The organism is Chlamydia poikilotherma (assembly GCF_900239975.1).
Taxonomy (GTDB): Bacteria; Chlamydiota; Chlamydiia; order Chlamydiales; family Chlamydiaceae; genus Chlamydia; species Chlamydia poikilotherma.
The window spans coordinates 701,787-722,458 of sequence record NZ_LS992154.1 but is presented as its reverse complement, the minus strand read 5'-3'; the positions used below and the strand labels follow the sequence as shown (position 1 = coordinate 722,458).

Below are 20,672 nucleotides of genomic sequence, written 5' to 3'. Positions count from 1 at the left end.
AAAAATTATTCAGAATCCGTTGGTCTAGAGAGATAACTAAGATTTTGAATTTCAACTTCAGTTAAGTTGGTAATCACTAGATTTTCTGTTTCCATAAAACGTGCTTGATTTAGATTCCGCATTGAATCTCCATGATTTCCTTGGGGATGAGAAAGAAGTCCGTATGGAGAACATTCTCGTGGTAATGATGTCGTATCTTTCTCTACGAATATCTTCCAATAATCTTCTGGAGATAAAATATAGACGGACGTTTGGCTTACATCTGTTGGAATGTCTTGTTGAGGTCTCTCCTGAACTAAGAAAGTTTGGATTTCATCAAATTGAGGTGTGGAGATTGTCTCTCTAGGTGCTCCTGGTCGAAGTTGGCTGTAGGGAGATTGTGTATTTTTGGGTACGAATGTTCTTAGCTGACTATAAGGGGACTCATAAGCGCTTGCTATGGGTGCAGTAGGATGGGATTCACATGCAGGGATAGGCGTTGGCTGTAGTATCGGTCTGGATACTGGTAATTGTTGCGACTCAACTGTATTTCTCCGTAGATTTGGTATTCCAGGTGTTCGTGTGAAGCGCATTTGTTCAATAGCACAAAATAGCGCAAAAATTTCCATTTGACGTACTCTGATATCAAGATATCCTGATCTGAGTAGTTGTAGATTAATAATTTTTTCTTTAGAAACGCTAGCATTTAATGCTACATAATACTTCGTGAAGAAACTTTTGAAGATTTTATAAAGGGTCTCGTCGATACCTTCTTTACTTTCTACAGCCGTATTTTCATCAGGTGTTAAAGAGTCTGGAAGAATAGGAATTACGTAATTTAGATTTCCCAGTGTCGTTCTTATGACCTGGCCCTCTATATTTCGGGCTAAACTCTTTTGAAGAACCTGATGTATGTAACAGCGTTTTGGTTGTTCATTGATAACAGATTCTGCTTCAAGTTTTGCAAAATCACGAGTTGTAAGGATGATATTAAATCCTATGTAATTTCTAGAAAGAGTGACCTCTTCACCATCTATTTGGCAAGTTCTCCATGAAGCTAGTATGCTTTGTAATAAAAATTGCGGATCTTTTAGAAAAATCTTCATCCAAGCATCCTTGTCAGGGAAGAAATCCTCTTGATTGACGTGTATGAGATTCTCTATTGCTGCTTGTTCAGATCCTGAAGATATCTTTTGTTTTAACTCTCTAAAAATAGCTTCAGGAAGTTGTGGAGGAGCTGGAATTTTTGTGGATACTATCGGTAGGGGTTGTAGGTGAGATGGATATTTTATTATTTTCTGCTTCTTGTCATGGATATGAAAAACAATTTGTAAAAAACAGAGAATGACAAGAACCCCTGTGATTAATGCAGTTATGATAATAAGTATTTCTGGTGAACACGCTAAGCTTAAACAGGTGAATACAGCTGCTGTAGCCAAAATAGCAGATATACTGATAAAGACCCCTAGAGCAGAAGAAGAAATAGATCGGTTATAACAAAGAGGAAAACTAGTTTGGGTCTGATTTTTTATGATTGTTTCTTGTGAAACAAGTTTGGTCATAGATTATATTTCCTTCTATGCCATACAAACCTAATAAAGAGAACTCCGGAGGATGGGTTCGAACCAACGACCAATGGATTAACAGTCCACTGCTCTACCGCTGAGCTACTCCGGAATATCCAAAGAAGACAATTCTAAGTGAAATAGCAAAAAAGTCAATAGGTTTTCTGTATAAATATGTTCTTGATTCGAAGTTGTCGTTAACGTGAGTTGAAAAGGCATAATAGGAAAAGGCTAAGAATTTTATCCTTTGCTCTTTTTAATGAAAAAAGAGCTCTCTAACAAATCCTACGATTTCATCTCTGGATTTTTTTGGCGTGATTGTGGTTTCGGGCTCTTCATTTTCTATCAAAATAGGGTATGCAGAACTGAAATAGGTATGGGATTGCTTAGATAGGGCCTTAACAATATCACCAGGGATATTTACGTGATACAAACTTTCCTCTACCGCTAAGTAGAGAATAGATGTAAGTGCTGTAGCAAGATTGGGTAAGGAATTTTGTTTGCTTATATTGCTATGATATTCCAAAGATGGCACAGCAAGATAAGGGATTTCTTTATTATTCGATTTTATTCCGTGAATACGAGTGTTCACAAATAGACAACGTTTAATTAATACAGGGACGTCGTCCAATCTTGATGAAGAAGATTGAAATGAAGAAAGTCCGAGAGTTTCTTGATTTTGTGGAGTGAAATTTTTCCATAACAACGACCAATTCGTTTTCGATGATTGATTGTCGTAAGGGAGTATAGTGAAATTTGCTCCGTGAACAAGAAAATCAGAAATCTCTATTTTCTTAGATAAAAACATAGAAATGAGCGAAAAACGCAAGTTTATATATTCAATTTCCATGGCATAGGGAAAACGCTCCGAAGGCATAGGATTATGAATACATAGATAACGGATTTTCATTCCCGAGGTTCTAGGAGATACTCTTCCGACAGTTACTTGAGTATGTAATTTCGCAGATAACCAATGCTCAACAATGCTTTCTTTACGAACCCAAAAGTAAGCGATAATGCAAAATGCTAATAAAAATAAATTTTTTAAAAGTTTAAACATGCATGATGAGAATATTACTTATCGTAGTTTCTAACATAGATGAATAAAGAAATATTAGAAAATAAAAAAGGCCTCCCTTCTTCTCAAGATAGATGAATGGAGACCTTATAATGATAGAGAAAACGTTCTCTAAATTAAGAATTAATAATCCATTCCTGCGCCTGGCATTGCGGGAGCAGAAGAAGATTTATCTTCAGGAATATCTGCAATTAAAGCTTCTGTTGTTAATAGAAGTCCAGCTACAGAAGCCGCGCTTTCTAACGCACAACGCGTAACTTTGGTTGGATCTAGAATTCCTGCTTCGATCATATCTGTATAAGCATCACGTAAAGCATCATAGCCTTCGCTAGAAGAACGAGAAAGCACTTGTTGACAGATGATAGCACCTTCTTTACCAGCGTTTGCTGCAATTTGCTTCAAAGGAGCTGATAGCGCTTTAAGAACAATACGTGCTCCGATTTGCTCATCTTCGTTTGTAAGAATAGGAATGAAAGCTTCTAAAGTAGGGATACAGCGAACTAAAGCTGTACCACCGCCAGGTAGAATACCTTCTTCAACTGCAGCAAGAGTTGCGTGTTGAGCATCATCTACTCTGTCTTTTTTCTCTTTCATTTCGATTTCTGTAGCAGCACCTACACGGATTACAGCTACGCCTCCGGAAAGTTTAGCTAACCGTTCTTGGAGCTTTTCTTTATCGTAATCAGAAGTACTGTCTTCGATTTGTTTTTTAATGCTTTCGCATCGAGATTCAATATCTTCTTTACTTCCAAGACCTTCAACAATTGTTGTATCTTCTTTAGAAACTATCACTTTTTTAGCTTTCCCTAGCATAGCTAAAGTGGTGTTCTCTAGCTTCATGCCCAGTTCTTCGCTGATAAGTTGACCGCCGGTTAAGATTGCAATATCCTCTAACATCGCTTTTCTTCTATCACCGAATCCAGGAGCTTTTACTGCGCAAACTCTGAATCCAGCACGTAGCCTATTCACTACTAAAGTAGCTAACGCTTCGCCTTCGATATCTTCAGCGATGATCAGTAGGGGACGTCCAGATTCTGCTACTTGTTGTAAAACTGGTAGGAAATCCTTAATTCCGGAAATTTTTTTGTCATAAATAAGCACAAGAGCTTCTTCTAAAACACATTCTTGTGTTTCGGGATTTGTAGAGAAGTAGCTAGATAAATATCCACGGTTGAAATTCATACCTTCAACAACGTCGAGAACAGTTTCGAAACCTTTAGCTTCTTCAACAGTAATAGAGCCGTTTTTGCCAACTTTTTCCATGGCTTCAGCGATAAGATTACCGATTTCAGAATCATTATTTGCAGAAATAGTCGCTACTTGAGCTATTTCTTTGTGGTGCTGTACAGGTTTACTAATTTTTTTGATTTCATCGACAACGACTTTCACTGCCTTATCGATTCCTCTCTTGAGATCCATAGGATTGGCGCCCGCAGTTACGTTTCTCAATCCTTCGCTGTAGATAGCTTCAGCAAGAACAGTGGCTGTTGTAGTTCCGTCACCAGCCTTATCTGCAGTTTTGCTGGCAACTTCTTTAACCATTTGAGCTCCCATATTCTCATGTTTATCTTCGAGCTCGATTTCTTTGGCGACAGTTACACCGTCTTTTGTGACTTGAGGAGAACCGAAGCTTTTATCGATAACCACATGACGTCCTTTAGGACCCAAGGTTACCTTTACAGCTTCTGCAAGAGTTTTAACCCCTTTATGGATTTTCTTTCTGGCGTCTTCGTTATATTTAATATTTTTTGCTGCCATTGTTTTTGTGCTCCTTAACTTTTTGCAATCTATAAATAATGATTTATCTTACTTCAGAACTGCCATAACTTCGCTTTCCTGAACAATGACGTACTCCTCACCATCGATGGTAAGTTCTTGTCCCGCGTATTTATCCATTAAAACAGTATCACCTACTGCAACCTCGAAAGGTAGGGTGTTACCGTCTTTATCTCGTTTTCCTGTGCCTAGGGCGAGTACTTCTGCTCGATCTTGTTTTTTCTTTGCCGTATCAGGTAAAATGATGCCGCCGCGCGCTGTAGAATCTTCTTCCTCTCTTTTCACTAAAATTCTATCGCCCAGGGGCTTAATCCTAAGGGTCGTTGCTTGATCTGACATGTTATAAGCTCCTTGTGTTTTATGTTCTAAGAGACTTTGCTGTTTCTTGAAAACGATATCAGAGTCTCTCGTTTTTGGCAATGATTTTAGCACTTAATAATATCAAGTGCTACTTTTTTTAGTTATTTCAAATTAAAGATGATAACTCTTGGATTTTTCTCTCTACAAAGGAAAAGGCCTTGTGTATTGGCTCACTTGTTGTCATATCTAATCCAGACTTTTTCAAGATTTCTAATGGGAAGTCAGAGCCTCCACTTTTTAAGAAGTTCAGATACGAGTTGAGGGCGTTGTCTTCTTTGTTAAGAATTTTTTCTGCAAAGCATAGAGAAGCAATGATACCTGTTGCATATTGGTACACGTAGAAATTGTAATAGAAATGAGGAATTCTTGCCCATTCTATGTTAGAAAGAGTATCGAATGTTATGATTTTTCCATAAAAATCATTTTGTAAATTCTTATAAGTTGAGGATAGATACTCTTCGGTTAAAGGAAAACCTTGTTCTGCAGCAGAATGCACTTCGTATTCAAAAGATGCAAATAAGACCTGACGAAATAGTGTGGAAAAGATTGTATCCAGGCATCTTGTGAGAATTGTGATTTTTTCTTCTTTAGAATCGCTCTTTTTAAGCATTGAGTCCATAAGAAGCATTTCATTGAGGGTGGAGGCAATCTCCGCAAGAAAAATAGGGTATTGTGCCTCATGGAAAGATTGATTCTTTCTGCTGAAATAGGAATGCATGCTGTGACCGCCTTCATGAGCAATTACAGATACATCATATAATGTTCCCGTGTAGTTTAATAGAATATAGGGATAGCTATCATAACATCCCGAAGAATAAGCTCCAGAGCGTTTGTTAAGGTTCTCGTATTTGTCTACCCAACCTTCTGTGGTTAGTCCCTGTTTTAAAATATCAACGTATTCAGTTCCAAGTGGTGAGAGGCTGCTATAGATAAGATTGACAGCATCTTCATAAGAATATTTTTTTTCTTCGGATTGACTTAGAGGAGCGTATACATCATAAAAATGGAAATCTTTTAGATTTAGAGTTTTTTGTTTTAGACGGTAGTATTTTGTAATCAGTGAAGAATTTTTCTTCACGATTTCGATGAGATTAGTATAAACCGTTGTCGGAATATTATTATGATATAATGCTGATTCTAGACAGGAACTGTATTTTTTGTTTTTTGCATAGAATAGGTGTGCTTGAACTTTTCCATTAAGGAGATTAGCAAAGGTATGTCGATAATTATAATATCTTTCGCATTGTGCTAGGTAAGCTGTTTTCCTTAATTCTCTATCCGTAGACTGCATGTATAATGATGCTAATGCATGGGAAAGGGGATGAGAATTACCTTCGGAATCGGTAGCTTGACCAAAAGGAATTTCTGAATCACTTAAAGAGGAAAATGCCTTGCTAGCCACTTCAAAAGGAGCAAATGCTGAAGCTAAGATTTTTTCTTCTCCAGGAGTGCCTGTATGCATAGACAGTCTAAAGATTTTCTCTAAATAGAATCTATAAGGCGCTAAGCAGGGAACCGATAAATGTTGAGCTATTATAGTCTCTGATAAACTAATTAAATCAGGTTGTATCCAAGAGATTTCTTCAGAAAAGAGAGTGTATAGATGTGTGATTGATTTTAGATCTGCGATTCCCTCTTGGTTTGTTATGTCTTGGTCATGAACTAGATGAGCATAAACGTAGAGTTTGTCAAGCTTTCTTTCAACTGAGAAAAGTTTAGTTAATAGAGAAAGGAGAGATTCTGAATTCTCAAGTTGGTATTGCGTTGCTTGTAGCTCTGGCCAGGTAAGTGAACCGTCCGTTTTTAGCCCAAAAGAATCCAAATCTCCTTTCCAGTCCGCTCTATTTGGGTATAGAGGACTTACATTCCAGCAGTCTTCGGTAGGGATTTCATTTCTCGGGCGAACTACTTGTTGTTTTTCTGTATCTACGGTCATGATGATCTATGGATTTTTGAAATAGTAAAAAAGAACTTACTATAAGGTAAGTTCTAAGAAAAAGCCAAGAACGATCACGTACATTTTTTTGTATGTTAAAACGGATTGTCAGTATCAATAAATGTTGAGGAAACTTGTAGGTTTGTTTGAAGATAATGTGCGAGAGCTTTTGGTCCTGCTTTTTCTGTTGCCGTATGACCAAAGGCTAAAAAATGCACATGATTTTCTAGGGCCATGGACCACGCAGGTTCATCAAAATTTCCCGTGATGAAACAATCAATTTTACAAAGAATAGCTTGAGACAGCTCTTTGTAAGCTCCACCAGAAATTAATGCTGCTGAAGAAATGGTTTGCGGACCACCAAGTGCTTGAGCTTTTATCGGAGACTGGTAGTAATTAGATAGATTTTCTACAAAATTTTCTATAGATATTGGAGGGAAGGATCCTTGGACTCCTAGATAGGGAAGAGAGCTGCCAAATGGCTCTAAGTTTGTCCATTGTAAATCGCGAGCTACTTTCCAATTATTTCCAATGATTGGATGTGCATCTAGAGGTAGATGATAAGCTAGTAACTGTATGTCATGCTTGATCAGAAGTTGTATACGCTTATAAAGCATTCCTGTAATAGGATAGGGCATTCCTTTCCAAAACAGTCCGTGATGAACAATCAATATATTAGCACCTAATTTGATAGCTGCTTGTATTGTTGATAGGTCTGCAGTTACCCCAACAGCTATCTTCTCAACATTTGTGTTGAGATTTCCTATTTGTAAACCATTAGGTCCGTAATCAGGAAATGATTCCGAAGATAATAGATCGTTTAAGTAGATAAGGAGATCAGTAACGTGCATAGGAAGATAATAGTTATAAGAAGTCATTATTAATTCATAAACGCACATTCCTGACAATCTTTACCAAGATATAGAGATTCTTTAGTTATTTTTTCTTATGCGATGGATCAGAGTCTTTAAACTTTCTTAGATAAACTTATTTTTTTTCTACCAGGACATCTCTCATAAGTAATTCTCTAATGTATTGTTTGTTAATATTTTAGTTTGTTTTTGTTTTAGAAAAATAATTTCGCAACTAAAAATATAGATTCACTAATTAGTTAATTATAAATAGAATGTTCCCACTAATACATCAGGGCTTTCTAATTTAACGTGTTGTGCCCAAGTCATTGGATAAGAAATTATTCCTAATAGTTGTGGATCAATGAGTTGTCTTAATGCATGTTTTTGTTGTGCTAAATCATCTTTAATTGATGAGTGTTCGCATGCCTGCATTTCACAGCGTTTGTATAAGTATGCTGTGGTTATATCTAGTGTTTTTTTCGCAATCTTATCTGTTGTCTTTGCTTTTGTTGTTTTCAGCGGAATTTCAGAACCGATAATGATATTAGGTTTGGTAATTTCTTTAGTGCTTTGTGGAGCTTTATTAATTGCTACTTTATACTACTCTAGACGTCCTCATGTTATTATAACGCCTATTGTTGATTCTGGGATGAATGAATCTATCTCTTCTTCCATTAAAGAGAGTTCTTCTTTGGAGGATTCTATGGAGGTTAGTCCTACACCTATAGTAGATTCTCAAGTTGTTGATGCGGCATCTTTCCAGGAAGAAACAGACCCCGTTTTAGATGATGTTTCAGAATTACTTTCCGAAGTTGTTTCTATTGTTGTATCAGATGCTGATGTTGTTCATGAGGCATCTTTTGAAGAAGAGAGTTCTTCTTTGGAGGATTCTATAGAGGTTAGTCCTATACCTATAGTAGATTCTACAATTGATGATGGGGAATCTTCTAATGATTTTGTTTTAGTTGAAACTCCAGAATTATATTCTGAGAGCGTTTCCGCATCTATGTTAGATTCCAGTATTGCTCGTGAAGAATTTTCCGATGAAGAATCGATTTCTATTTTAAATACGGCATTTAATTTATCTTCCCCAACTGCTAGTGATTTCTATATTAGAGAGGAAGATAGTTTAGAAATAGATATTGACTTAAGTTCGTTATGCGATAGTCAATTAGTAATCGATGGGGAGGTTACAGTTGATGTTACAAGTGGTGTACATGAAAGAAAGCCTCTTCCACGAGGATTTCTTGAAATAATAGAAAAAATTATCCTGGAATGATCTATCAGATATGTATTGATCAGTACTTAACAGTTCAAGAGCTGCGTATTCTTATAGAAGGTTTGATTGAAGGTAGAAGGCTTGAAAATTATCCTGAAAGTCTCAGGATAAAATTACACAGTTTCCATTTATCTATTACAGAACTTGATTGTGGTGGTATTGAGCTACAGTCTCTGGATGAAATTTTACTAAAAGAATGTCCTTTTTATTTTCTGAATAAGTTGATTGCATTAGGAGATAGGGAATTGCCTACGGCAGAGAGAATATCTCCTGCTATTTACTGGACAAGTCGTTTAGGATTTGTGGATACAATGGATACAATTTTCATTCCATCTGTTTGGATTTTATCTCGAGTGGTAACCAGAGAAGAATATGAGACGATGCTCAGTCATTCTAAGAATAACACATGGAAGCAAACTGAAGATTTAGTTTCTGATTTGCAAAACCGTCTAATGATCTATTTAAATAACGAATATCAACCAAGTTTTTCTCGCACAAAAGGTAATGTGGGTTGGGATTTACGACGCTGTTCTTGGCTCCTCTATCTATGTAAACACGGATTGAGTTGGGAACAGTTGCAGTTATTTAGAAAAATAGATAGCCATTCTCTGAATTTCCTCTGTGAAATTGAACAACAAAGTCGAGGAGGGCATTTAGCAAGAAACATAGTCTCCGTTTTTGCGTATATCAATGAGAATAATGAAAATTTCGATTCAAATATTGCATTATTTACATGGGAAGAATGGATCGAAGATTACTCTGAGAGCTCTAGAAGAGGCGAAAGATGGAGAGCACATGAATCAACCATAAGGTTATTAAATACTAAACGAAATGAATTAGATTCTCTTAAGGAGATTTCATTTGATTGCGAAGAGTTAAGTGGCTTGCCATACTATACTTATGATTTCTCTACAGGAGAAAGAGGGGCCTTAGAATAACTAATTTTACATTAATTTAGTGTCAGTTCTTGATTGTTATAATTGTCAATTTGTAAAGAACCTATGAATGATTAAATGACAAGTAGATAATTTTGTGTTGTTGAATTGCAAATATTTAGATTCATTTTCTTGTATCAATGGAGAGAATAGCATGAAGATATTCAATCATACTTTTTCATTTAAGAGCTCAAATAGCCCTATTTCTAATAGTGGGTATCGTATGATACACGCATTATATACTTCTCCCATAGCGATTGTAGGGATCATTTCCTTGGTTATCTCTAAAATACTGACCTCTTTAGTTATCTATCGTTTGATACACCCATTATTTATGATTATTTCCATTCCACTTACAGTACTTTCTTTAATTGCTTTAGCTGTTTTTGTATTGTCAACGATAGAGAATTGTATCAAGATCCCCTAGTGAATTTTATTTTTGTAATAAGGGGAGAATTTCTTAATGTTGTTTTTGAGTTGGCTGAGAAATCAGCTTTTCAGACTTATCACATAATTTTCAAAATGAATTGAATAGGTCTTAATAGAGAAAAGACCTAATTTAATTTTTAGTTGGAAACAATTTGCAAGTTTAGTTGCTCGCATATTATGGTCTTTTGACTTTGATTTTTAGCTGCTATGAGTTGCTGAGAATACGATTCTATGTGTGATTGGAGTACAGTGGGACCGGCTCCATTGCTCATGTTGTCTTCTGAGTTGGAGAAAACATCCGCATTTACCTGATAGATAAGTTGAATAAGACTGCCCTATTAGTCAGCGGGATTTGTTTATTTACACTTGTTGTTCCTATTATTTATGGGATAGGTTCATCCAGCGTTACTTCCTTGTCTACTTTTTAGTTTATGCTTTGGTATTTTTTTAGTTTCTATGGGATAGCATCATATTTGAGAAGGAAACCTTTTATTCCTCAAGGTTTCTTTTCTTTGATTCATCAAGCTTTTCATTAGCGTGATTTATGAGTTGGTTCTTCAATAAAGATTAGAGCTACATGAATTGCGGGATGTTTTGTCATGGTTTTTATTTTCGACACGTCCAGGAAAAAGCAGAGAAGTTTGGCCTTGAGCGTTTACAAATAGCTTGTAGGGGAATTGAGCTGCTAGATTTAGAAGATCTTTTACTTACACATTGTCCTTTTTATTTAATCAATGAGTTCATCCAATTAGGTCCTAGAGAATTTCTTGAATTAGAAGATTTAGATCCTTCAATTTATTGGCTAAGCCGTTTAGGTTTGTCAGATAGTTTGGATACGGTATTCCATTCCTACGTATGGATGTTTGCGCAATCTACTTCTCAAAATGAATACGAACAATTGTTACTACATGCTCAAAACGCTACCTGGGATTGGTTGAACGTATACCAGAAGATCCCTTACGGGGAAAAATAGCTACACCCTGGCTACTATATTTATGTAAGCATGGAGTTTGTTGGGAGCAACCGAAACTCTTTAAGAAAATCTATATGAAGTCGGTTAGATTTCTTTATGATTCAGAAAGATCAGATGAAGGTAGGGATCTTGCACGAATGATCAACTCTTATCGAAGATAATGAAGAGTTTGACTCGTCCTCTGCTCTCATTACTTGGGATGAATGGATACGAGATTGTCAGTGAAGTAGAGGGACTCCTAACAGGTGCTTTTATGATGGTGCTAGAGATGTTTTGAATAAACGCAGTAAAAATATTTTGAATAAAATCGAGAGTGCAGGGGAGGAGAATTGATTAAATCTTTACTGTTTTTAATCTATTGAACTTTAATATTTTAAATGATTACCATGTTTTCAAATTTTGTGTTAATGTGTTAAAATGAGAGTTCCTTTTTAGAGGATTTTTTTATGAGGAATTTATGCAAGCGAACCCCCCCCCCCCCCATGTAGAGTCTAAATTAATCCCAGAAAGAACTTCTTCTCCTTGTCTTACAAACAAGTTATGTGAAAACGCCTTAAGAATTAGTGGTGTTTTTTGTTTAGCTCTTGCCTGTGTATTTGCTGTGACTTTAATTTGTGGAATGATTCAACCTGCTTTAATCATAGGTTTAGTCATATCTTTGGTTCTTGCCGTGGTTCTCTTGGCACTATCTATGCGTCGTGTACGACGTGAATTCCCAACCTCCCTTCCTGAAGGTTTTCTTTCAATAATCAAGAAAGAGTTCCCCGAGGTAATTTATCAGTTAATTATTCAAGAGAGATTAACGCTTCAAGAATTGCGCGCTGTTCTTTCAGGTTTATCTTCGGGAACATTTACTTTTCCTTCACCAGAATCTCAGAAGAAGCTAGAGAGATTTGGTCTTGAGCGTTTGCAAAAGTCTTGCAAGGGAATTGAATTGCCGGATTTAGAGAAGATCCTTCTGAAAAACTGCCCCCTGTATCTTATAAATAAATTAATCCAATTAGGTCCTAAAGAATTGCCGCAATCTGTCAATGTCGCTCCCTGGATGTATTGGTTAAATCGTTTAGCCTTGTCAGATCATGATCGTCTTATATATTTTACGACTAATGTTTGGATTTTGTCTAAAGTGGCGACTCAGGAAGAATATGAAATGCTTTTGAAGCATGCCAAATACTCTACTTGGGATCATGCTCAAGATTTACTTGAAGATTTACTACCTCGTTTAGAAGAGGGAATAATCGAGCATGTCATCGATGGGATGGGTCTGACTAAAGACTTGATGATAGGTTTACTTGGTGGTGACTGGCTACTGTTTCTATGCAAACATGGTGTTACTTGGAAGCAACTACAATTAATTAAAGACTTAGACTGTGCAAGTGTTTGCCTATTGGAGGACTGTGAAAGGTCTGGTAGAGGAAGTGGTTTGGCGAGGTTGTATATGTCTACTTCACGTTATATTGATGAAAGTAATTCCAAGGCTTTTGACCCACACCTCACCTTATTTACTTTTGAAGAATTGATGGAGGTTTATAGGGAGCGTGGAGGGCTAGATTTCTATAGCGCGACCATCAAATACTTAAACAAACGTAGTCAGAATACTTTGCGAAAAATAGCTGGTGATGAGTTGCCTGAGTTGCCTTTAATTAAGATAAATAAAGATACAGCCGCAATCGAGTAGAATACTTCGATACGCAAAGAGAATCCCTGAAGTTATGATGGGGGTTTAGGTTTCATATGGTTGCTATATTTATGTAAGCATGGAGTTTGTTAGGGGCAACCGAAACTCTTTAAGAAAATCTATATGAAGTCGGTTAGATTTCTTTATGATTCAGAAAGATCAGATGAAGGTAGGGATCTTGCACGAATGATCAACTCTTATCGAAGATAATGAAGAGTTTGACTCGTCCTCTGCTCTCATTACCTGGGAGGAATGGTTTAGAGAGAATAAAAATTATATTAGCTATGACGGAATAACAGACTTTCTAAATAGCCATAGTAAAAATCGTTTAATGAAACAGACTATCTTTAAAATTCCCTGCTATTCTTGTGATCGCATTACCGGAGATCGTGAATCTAGGAGATGGCTAAAAATTACAAATTAAATTTTTTTTAATGTTGTTCTGTTATCTCGATTCACAGATTAGGAATAGTTGGATTTATTAATTGTTTTTAATCGTGTAAATTGGTATAATTTTTCGAATTTATTGGATTAAGTGGGGTGTGGATTATGAATCCTATACAGACTTCTCATCCCTCGGGATCTAATGCTTCCTTGATATTGATGAGAAAAGACGAGGAAACAAAGCCTTGTATAACCGACAAGTTGCGTAAATGTGCTCTAGCTATAGGGAGCCTTGTTTTTCTTACTCTTGTTGCGACATTTACAGCCTTTATTATCTTAGGATTGACCCATTTTTCCATTGTCTTGGGTTTAATAATTTCTCTAGCTCTTTCAGGAGTGATGCTTGCATCATTATATCGTTTGTACCGTCCATGTCGAGAAAAACTGCCCATTCCCCCTGGATTCCTTTCGGTAATTAAGCAAGAATTCCCTCAAGAAATTTATGATTTAACTATTCAGGAGAGACTTACGCTTCAAGAACTCCGTATTGTTCTCACAGGATTATCTTCCGGAACATTTACTTTTCCTTCACCAGAATCTCAGAAGAAGCTAGAGAGGTTTGGTGTTGAGCGTTTGCAGAAGGCTTGTGAGGGTATTCAATTACCCTATTTAGAAAACCTACTTTTAAAACGCTGTCCTTTTTATTTCATAAAAACATTTATTCAGATCGGTCCTAGAGAATTTCCTGAAGCGGAAAATATGGATCCTGAAGTCTATTGGTTATCTCGTACAGGATTAACACACTGTTTAGATACGGCTTTTCATCACTATATCTGGATGTTTTCCAAAGTAGTTTCTAAATTTGAATATGAAACTCTATTAAGTCATGCTCGAAATAATACTTGGGATGAAGCATCTGCTATGCTTGAGGAAGTGCGAACCCGACTTATAGATCGTACACAAAATGAGAATGTGGAACATTTTCATATTGATAGAGTTTGGCTATTTAGTTGTTTTAGTCACTTTTCTCTAGAATGGTTGTTGTACTTCTGTAAGCACGGCGTTTCTTGGGATCAATTACAATTGATTGAACAGTTGGAATGTAGAGATGTGATCTTGCTTTCCATATTCAATGGTGCCAACGGAGGTGCGAATTTAATAGAGCTGATCCTTTCTATATATCCACATATTCAGGAAGATCACAATGAATTTGACGCTTCCATTGCACTACTGACCTGGGAGGAATGGATTGATCATTATGAGAAACACAAAGAAGATTCCGACTGGCGTTTCTATGATAGGACGATTAGCTTCTTGAATGAACGTAGAGGAGAATCTTTAATAAGAAAAGAACTTCCGCATATTCCGATTTATTCAATAAATAGAACAACAGGAATGAGAATACTCAAGTAGAGATTTGTATAGATCTCCCGACTGATTTGCTCTTCATTCTCTGGTTGCAACTCAGAATTTTTATGTCTGATTTTTCTAAGAAATAAAAGATCCTGAGATGGATTCATCTTGCCTGTTGTTTTTAATTTTAGATGGGATTAAAAAATCTCGGATTTTTTTTGTTTCCAAAATTTAGAAATAACTAGGTGGGTTATGACTTTAAAAAACCTATTCCCTGATACACATCCATCTCATTTTTTATCCTTAATAAATCTAGGAAGGAAAACACGCTACGTAATGGATACATTGCGTAAGCATGCTATAGCTATAACTGGTATATTTTACTTTATCTGCTCTGTTAGTTTGCTATCAGTAGTTATCTGTGGATTTTCTCATCCTCTACTTGTAATAGGTTTAACTCTATCTTTAATTATTGTGGGGGTGATGGGTGCTTTGGCATTGCGCCGAGCAATGTGTGAGTTAAAACATCCTCTTCCCTCCGGATTTCGTTCTTTGATAAAAGAAACTTATCCCAAAATTATTCATGATCTTGTGTTTGCTAAGTCTCTTAATCTTCAAGAACTTCGTGCTGTTTTATTGGGATTATCCTCAGGCAATTTTCATTTTCCATCTGAAGATTGTAAGAATAGAGTAGAATCATTTGGTCTTGAGCGTTTGCAGAAGGCCTGTGAGGGTATTCAACTTCCCGATTTAGAGAAGATCCTCTTAAAGAATTGTCCTTTATACTTGATAAATAAGTTTATACACCTTGGTCAAAGGGAATTTCCTGATGCTGAGGGTATGGAACCTGCTGTATATTGGGTGAATCGAGCAGGTTTATCCGAAATAAATCAAACAGCATTTCATCCTTTTGTTTGGTTATTAGCGCGTCTTATTTCTGAAGAAGAATATAACATATTATCCCAACATGCACGAAATAATACTTGGAGAGATGTACAAAGTCTTGTTGAATCGTTATATACACGATTTAGAATGTATTTAGAAAATGAAACTGTAAAAGGATTTGAAAGGAGGGGATCATGGTTATTAGAAGATCTCAATAGGTCGCGAGCTTCTTGGTTATTGGGATTATGTAAGCATGGGATTACTTGGGATCAATTACAGTTGTTTAAAGACGTAGAATGTTGTCAATTGAGTTTCCTTCACGCATTCGATACATCTCGTATTGGAGGTACTCTTATGGAATTATTACTCGTTGTTTCTCGATACCTCAATGAGGAGAACACAGAAGATTTTGACCCTCATATTACTTTACTTACATTGAAAGAATGGATGCATTTCTATCATCACGACTCCCATCGTGTTTACGGTTTTCATAACGGAGCCTTAGAGTTTTTTAATAAACACAGCAAACATAACTTACAGAAACCAAAACTTTCCTCGTCTCATCTTCACTACTATCTCATAGATCCGAATACGGGAGAAAGATATCGCTGATCAGCAATCTTATTAGGGAATAGTGACTCTGACTTGATTTTCTTAAGTGTTTAAGAATCAATTTTTACACCTAGACGCAAAAAAATTATTCTATTATCAATTACTATTTTATCTCCTAAGTGGTTAATACATAATTTATACTTAAAGATATTGTGTTGGCATTGAAAATGAGAATAGATAATCAAAAACCTATGGATACTCAGGCAGGAAATAGAGCTGCCACACCTTCTGTTTCTGATATATTTGCTAAATCTAAAATTTCCTATGCTTTAATAACATTAGTGACACTATTTGCCATCGGGATAATAGCTCTTTCTGTTGCTATTCCTGTATTAGGCTTAACAATCAGCGTGGGGCTGCCTTTAATTGCTGCAGCTGCTTTTGGCTGTATTACCGCATTAATTGGGCTACAGCGCATTTATGTACATAGAAGAAACCGTATTATCGAAAATAAGAAAATCCCTGATAAATTACGTGAGCGAATTTTTGCTAAATATCCCCGGGCTTTCCTATCTCATATATATAAGAAAGACGGTTCTACAGCTACAGTTTGTATGTTAGATAAATACAATTTATCATTTGATCAGCTTTATAGATTAGGGGTTTTAGCTTCGGGAGCAGATATAGATCCCTCTACAGATTCTCAGGAGCTGCTAGCAGCTTTTAATAGTTTATCTCAAGAATCTCGGGAAAATTTAAAAAATCTAATGCGTAAGGGTCAATTGGATTTAGATTCTATTATTGAAGAGAATTGCCCGTGCTGTTGGCTAGAGATTTTTTCTTCTAAAGTGCTTCAAGACTATAGCAGTGATATTTTAAATAGTTTAATTACAGGACAAATGGCATTTTCAGGAATTTTTCATCCTAAATATTTGCCAGTTTTTTCTTCAATAAGTATGCGAGATTACCGAACGTTATCTGCAGCCACAGAGCGATCAACGTATACCATTTGGAAAGAAGATGCTAATGTAAAAGCCATAGTAGATGCCGCCTTGACTGCACAACCGTCTTTATCCAAAGCAGATAGAGAAGAGTTTCTGATTTGGCTATATTCAGGATTGGGGATTTGCACATTAAATACAGAAGCAAAAGCTTTACTAAAGGATCTTAGCGATTATCAAGGTCAGTATTTAAATAAATTTTCACAAAAACAAATTTGGAATCGTATTTTAGAGATATCCACGGATCCTAATGATGTTGAATTTCAACCTAGCCTTGCTTATAAAACCTGGGAAGAGTGGGAATAAAGTAGCTATATTTTTGATATAATATTCAAGATAATCAAAGCTATTTTTTAACCTATATGCTGTTTGCTAACATCCTCATTTGACCTTGCAAAGGTGATTATATTAGTATGACTTCCGCTTTTAGTTTTTATCTGACATAGAGACCTCTCAATATAAAAGCCATAGAGAATGAAACAAATAGAGGTATTGTGAAAGAAGATCCCTATTTAGAAATAAAAAGACATTTAGCTCGTGAAGCTGCTGATTTAGTAACCTCCGGAATGCTTTTAGGATTGGGGAGTGGTTCAACCTCTAGAGAGTTCATTAAGGCTGTTTCTGCAAAGCAAAAACAGGAGAACCTAGATATTCGTGCTATAGCGTCTTCCAAAGAATCCTATTCTTTAGCAAGTAGTTTAGGTATTCCTTTGATTGATGATGAAGAGTTCACTGAAACTGATCTTGCTGTTGATGGTGCTGATGAGATAGATCCCCAACTGCGTATGATCAAAGGTGGAGGTGGAGCTATATTTCGAGAAAAGATCCTGTTACAATCGAGTCAGCGATGTTTAATACTTGCTGATGAGAGTAAAAGTGTTGAGGTCTTAGGAAAATTTGGTGTGCCCGTGGAGATTAGTCCTTTCGGGAAATCTTCTATTCTTGCTGTCTTGGAAAATCTTGGGTATCAGGGGAATCTAAGAAAGAATCCTCGTGGGGGACTTTTTATCACTAATAACGGGAATTATATTTACGATATTCATACTCCGAATGTATATCCTCATCCCGAGGAAGATCTTCTGAAGCTATTACAAATTCATGGTATTATTGAAGTGGGGTTTGTTATAGCAAATGTAGAGGTATGGTTTGGTTATACCAACGGTCAGATTGGTAAGAAGAATACTGGTAAAGTATGAGTATAGAGAAAGAATTGCTCCAAGATACCCCTTTGGTTTTGCTTAACTTTTACAAGTTAGTTAGCTTTTGTCATTACGCAGGAATTATCTTGGGTACTGATGAGAAGAAATTTGCGATATACGGACATGTATCAATGGGACAAGCATTTCAGAATTCTGATCCCTCACACTTTTCTTTATCACGACCATTAACTCATGATCTTCTAAATTTTGTTTTCTCAGGTTTTGATGTTCATGTAATGCGTGTTGTCATAAGTGATTACAAAGATAATGTATTTTACACACGCATGTTTTTAGAGCAAAAACAAGAAGATTTCCTCTATATCACAGATGTTGATGCTCGCCCTAGCGACAGTATTCCCTTAGCGCTTACACACAAAGTTCCTATTCTTTGTGTGAAATCTGTATTTGATGCTGCCGTAGCTTACGAAGAATAAAATATCACGGTATCTTATGGCAAAAATTCCCTATGCTATTTTAGAGAAAGGCTCATTGTTATTGGCTTCTCCTGATACAGATCAGGGGGTCTTTGCTCGTAGTGTAATTTTATTATGTGAGCATAGTCTTAATGGTTCGTTCGGACTAATTTTAAATAAGACATTAGGCTTAGAGATATCAGATGATATTTTTACTTTTGATAAAGTGTCTAATGATAATATCCGTTTTTGTATGGGAGGTCCCCTACAGGCCAATCAAATGATGCTTTTGCATTCCTGTTCTGAAATTCCTGATCAAACATTAGAAATCTGTCCTTCTGTATATCTAGGGGGAGATCTATCTTTTTTACAAGAGATCGCTGCTAGTGAGACGGGGCCTACGATAAATTTATGTTTTGGTTATAGTGGTTGGCAGGCAGGGCAATTAGAAAGGGAATTTTTAGATGGGAATTGGTTTTTGGCTCCTGCAAGTTATAACTATGTATTTGCTGATAATCCTGAAAATCTCTGGTCTATGATTCTTAAAGATTTGGGAGGGAAATATGCATCGCTATCCACAGTTCCTGAGAATCTTCTTCTGAATTAGACCTTAGTCTTAATTTAATCTTTAGCAAGTCTTTTTCTAGGTTTTAAAGTGGCTATGGCTCAGAATAACCCCTGATTTTTTAGGGGGTTATATGCCGGTTATTGATGAAACAACAATGACATACGCTGACGCTTGTCGTTATTTTCCTGGAGGAGTAAATTCTCCAATACGCGCATGTATTCCTGTAGGAATTGTTCCTCCCATTGTCTCTAGTGCTTCTGGAGATGTTTTTATAGATAGCTTTGGAAAAAATTTTATTGATTTTTGTGGATCTTGGGGATCATTAATCCACGGTCATAGCCATCCAAAAATTTTAGATGCGATTTGTACTGTAGCATCTCAAGGTACCTCCTATGGCCTCACTTCAGAAAATGAAATTTCTCTAGCATCCACTCTATTTTCTTGTTTGAAGTTACAAGATCACAAACTACGTTTTGTTTCTTCAGGGACGGAAGCTACAATGACCTCTGTACGTCTCGCTTGTGGAGCAACTAAACGCTCAGTTATTATTAAATTCTTAGGGTGTTACCACGGGCATGCTGATATTTTGTTAAAAGGAATTTCTATAGATGAGAGTAACCTTATGGAAGTCTCTCTTATCGTAGATAGATACTTTTCTTCGAATCCTTGTCTACCTCTTACATTAATCTTACCTTACAATGATGTTAAGGTTTTTGAAGAAGTAATGCAGCAGATAGGGGAACGTGTTGCTTGTGTAATCTTCGAACCTATAGCCATCAATATGGGGGTTATTCTTCCGGAATCTGGATGGGTTGAGAATATTATAAATACAAGCCGACGCTATTCAGCTTTATCGATCATGGATGAGGTTGTTACAGGATTTCGTATGGGCATTCGGGGTATGCGTTCTATTATTGATGCCATTCCTGATATTACTGTGTATGGTAAGATTTTAGGTGGAGGTATGCCTGTTGCTGCACTCCTAGCTCATCAAAATATTATGGATCATCTCATGCCTTTGGGGACTGTGTTTCAGGCAGGAACTCTTTCAGGAAATCCTATTGCTATGGCCGCAGGAAAAGCTTCTATAGAGCTTTGTCAAGAGATAGATTTTTATCCTAAGTTAGAAAATCTTACAGAAGAGTTCTTGTCTCCTATAGAAGATACAATTCGTTCTAAAGGATTCCCTGTGGTATTGGTAAAAGCGGGTTCTATGTTTTCATTATTCTTTAGAGAAGTGCCCCCGAAGAATCTCTATGATGTGCAGCAATGTGATCAAAAAACATTCGGTGTATTCTATCGGCATGCCTTTTCTCGAGGAGTGTATTTGTCTCCTGCTTCTATGGAAGCGAGTTTCATTTCTGCTGTACACAGTAAAGAAAATCTAGCCTATACGCAAAATGTGCTTATTGATAGTTTAATAAAAACATTCGAAAGTATTTAAGATAAAGGGTTTTCTCAAGGTTTTGAGGATA

General features: G+C 36.4%; 20 protein-coding genes and 1 tRNA gene. 13 read left to right on the top strand and 8 right to left on the bottom strand.

Going from position 1 to position 20,672, the window contains the following annotated elements; all coding sequences use genetic code 11:
* Window positions 1–5 precede the first annotated feature (5 nt).
* The 8 genes from C10C_RS03255 to C10C_RS03220 all read right to left on the bottom strand — a co-directional run bounded on the left by C10C_RS03255 (window position 6) and on the right by C10C_RS03220 (window position 7,980).
* Window positions 6–1,541 (bottom strand): hypothetical protein, encoded by a 1,536-nt coding sequence (locus tag C10C_RS03255; protein WP_117274412.1) that lies wholly within the window; start codon window positions 1,539–1,541, stop codon window positions 6–8.
* A 43-nt stretch (window positions 1,542–1,584) separates the two neighbouring features.
* Window positions 1,585–1,656: transfer RNA gene (locus tag C10C_RS03250), tRNA-Asn, on the bottom strand.
* Between the two features lie 144 nt (window positions 1,657–1,800).
* Window positions 1,801–2,604, bottom strand: a complete 804-nt coding sequence (locus tag C10C_RS03245; protein ID WP_117274411.1) for an AsmA family protein — start codon at window positions 2,602–2,604, stop codon at window positions 1,801–1,803.
* 141 nt (window positions 2,605–2,745) lie between these two features.
* Window positions 2,746–4,380: a chaperonin GroEL gene (groL, locus tag C10C_RS03240; RefSeq protein ID WP_117274410.1), complete on the bottom strand. Its 1,635-nt coding sequence runs from the start codon at window positions 4,378–4,380 to the stop codon at window positions 2,746–2,748.
* Window positions 4,381–4,428: 48 nt separating this feature from the next.
* Window positions 4,429–4,737, bottom strand: coding sequence for a co-chaperone GroES (locus C10C_RS03235; RefSeq protein WP_117274772.1), 309 nt, complete (start codon window positions 4,735–4,737; stop codon window positions 4,429–4,431).
* 127 nt (window positions 4,738–4,864) lie between these two features.
* A complete protein-coding gene (gene pepF / locus C10C_RS03230; protein WP_117274409.1) occupies window positions 4,865–6,694 on the bottom strand; it encodes an oligoendopeptidase F in 1,830 nt (609 codons plus the stop codon).
* Between the two features lie 95 nt (window positions 6,695–6,789).
* Complete coding sequence (locus tag C10C_RS03225) at window positions 6,790–7,545, bottom strand: Nif3-like dinuclear metal center hexameric protein (protein WP_117274771.1); 756 nt, start codon at window positions 7,543–7,545, stop codon at window positions 6,790–6,792.
* Between the two features lie 264 nt (window positions 7,546–7,809).
* The gene (locus tag C10C_RS03220; protein WP_158543022.1) at window positions 7,810–7,980 is read right to left on the bottom strand and encodes a hypothetical protein; all 171 of its coding nucleotides are present in this window, start codon (window positions 7,978–7,980) and stop codon (window positions 7,810–7,812) included.
* A 25-nt stretch (window positions 7,981–8,005) separates the two neighbouring features.
* Here C10C_RS03220 and C10C_RS03215 point away from each other — a divergent pair, with 25 nt between their 5' ends.
* The 13 genes from C10C_RS03215 (at window position 8,006) to C10C_RS03155 (ending at window position 20,641) form a co-directional block, all read left to right on the top strand.
* Complete coding sequence (locus C10C_RS03215; RefSeq protein WP_158543021.1) at window positions 8,006–8,827, top strand: hypothetical protein; 822 nt, start codon at window positions 8,006–8,008, stop codon at window positions 8,825–8,827.
* Window positions 8,824–9,765, top strand: a complete 942-nt coding sequence (locus C10C_RS03210; protein ID WP_117274407.1) for a DUF1389 domain-containing protein — start codon at window positions 8,824–8,826, stop codon at window positions 9,763–9,765. The genes C10C_RS03215 and C10C_RS03210 overlap by 4 nt, the downstream gene beginning before the upstream one ends.
* A 220-nt stretch (window positions 9,766–9,985) precedes the next feature.
* Window positions 9,986–10,189, top strand: a complete 204-nt coding sequence (locus tag C10C_RS03205) for a hypothetical protein (protein WP_145980454.1) — start codon at window positions 9,986–9,988, stop codon at window positions 10,187–10,189.
* Between the two features lie 579 nt (window positions 10,190–10,768).
* Window positions 10,769–11,164, top strand: a complete 396-nt coding sequence (locus C10C_RS03200; RefSeq protein WP_117274405.1) for a DUF1389 domain-containing protein — start codon at window positions 10,769–10,771, stop codon at window positions 11,162–11,164.
* On the top strand, window positions 11,122–11,325 hold the full coding sequence (locus C10C_RS05295) for a DUF1389 domain-containing protein (RefSeq protein ID WP_158543020.1): 204 nt from the start codon (window positions 11,122–11,124) through the stop codon (window positions 11,323–11,325). The genes C10C_RS03200 and C10C_RS05295 overlap by 43 nt, the downstream gene beginning before the upstream one ends.
* Window positions 11,326–11,621: 296 nt before the next feature.
* Complete coding sequence (locus tag C10C_RS03190) at window positions 11,622–12,842, top strand: DUF1389 domain-containing protein (RefSeq protein WP_117274403.1); 1,221 nt, start codon at window positions 11,622–11,624, stop codon at window positions 12,840–12,842.
* A gap of 549 nt (window positions 12,843–13,391) precedes the next feature.
* Window positions 13,392–14,639: a DUF1389 domain-containing protein gene (locus C10C_RS03185; RefSeq protein WP_117274402.1), complete on the top strand. Its 1,248-nt coding sequence runs from the start codon at window positions 13,392–13,394 to the stop codon at window positions 14,637–14,639.
* A 192-nt stretch (window positions 14,640–14,831) separates the two neighbouring features.
* Window positions 14,832–16,076, top strand: coding sequence for a DUF1389 domain-containing protein (locus C10C_RS03180; protein ID WP_117274401.1), 1,245 nt, complete (start codon window positions 14,832–14,834; stop codon window positions 16,074–16,076).
* Window positions 16,077–16,243: 167 nt separating this feature from the next.
* Window positions 16,244–17,323 (top strand): DUF1389 domain-containing protein, encoded by a 1,080-nt coding sequence (locus C10C_RS03175; RefSeq protein ID WP_117274400.1) that lies wholly within the window; start codon window positions 16,244–16,246, stop codon window positions 17,321–17,323.
* Between the two features lie 188 nt (window positions 17,324–17,511).
* Window positions 17,512–18,213, top strand: coding sequence for a ribose 5-phosphate isomerase A (gene rpiA, locus C10C_RS03170; protein ID WP_117274399.1), 702 nt, complete (start codon window positions 17,512–17,514; stop codon window positions 18,211–18,213).
* Complete coding sequence (locus C10C_RS03165) at window positions 18,210–18,650, top strand: bifunctional nuclease family protein (RefSeq protein WP_117274398.1); 441 nt, start codon at window positions 18,210–18,212, stop codon at window positions 18,648–18,650. The genes rpiA and C10C_RS03165 overlap by 4 nt, the downstream gene beginning before the upstream one ends.
* Before the next feature lie 16 nt (window positions 18,651–18,666).
* Window positions 18,667–19,236 (top strand): YqgE/AlgH family protein, encoded by a 570-nt coding sequence (locus tag C10C_RS03160; protein ID WP_117274397.1) that lies wholly within the window; start codon window positions 18,667–18,669, stop codon window positions 19,234–19,236.
* A gap of 91 nt (window positions 19,237–19,327) precedes the next feature.
* Window positions 19,328–20,641: an aspartate aminotransferase family protein gene (locus tag C10C_RS03155; RefSeq protein WP_117274396.1), complete on the top strand. Its 1,314-nt coding sequence runs from the start codon at window positions 19,328–19,330 to the stop codon at window positions 20,639–20,641.
* The last annotated feature ends 31 nt before the right edge of the window (window positions 20,642–20,672 follow it).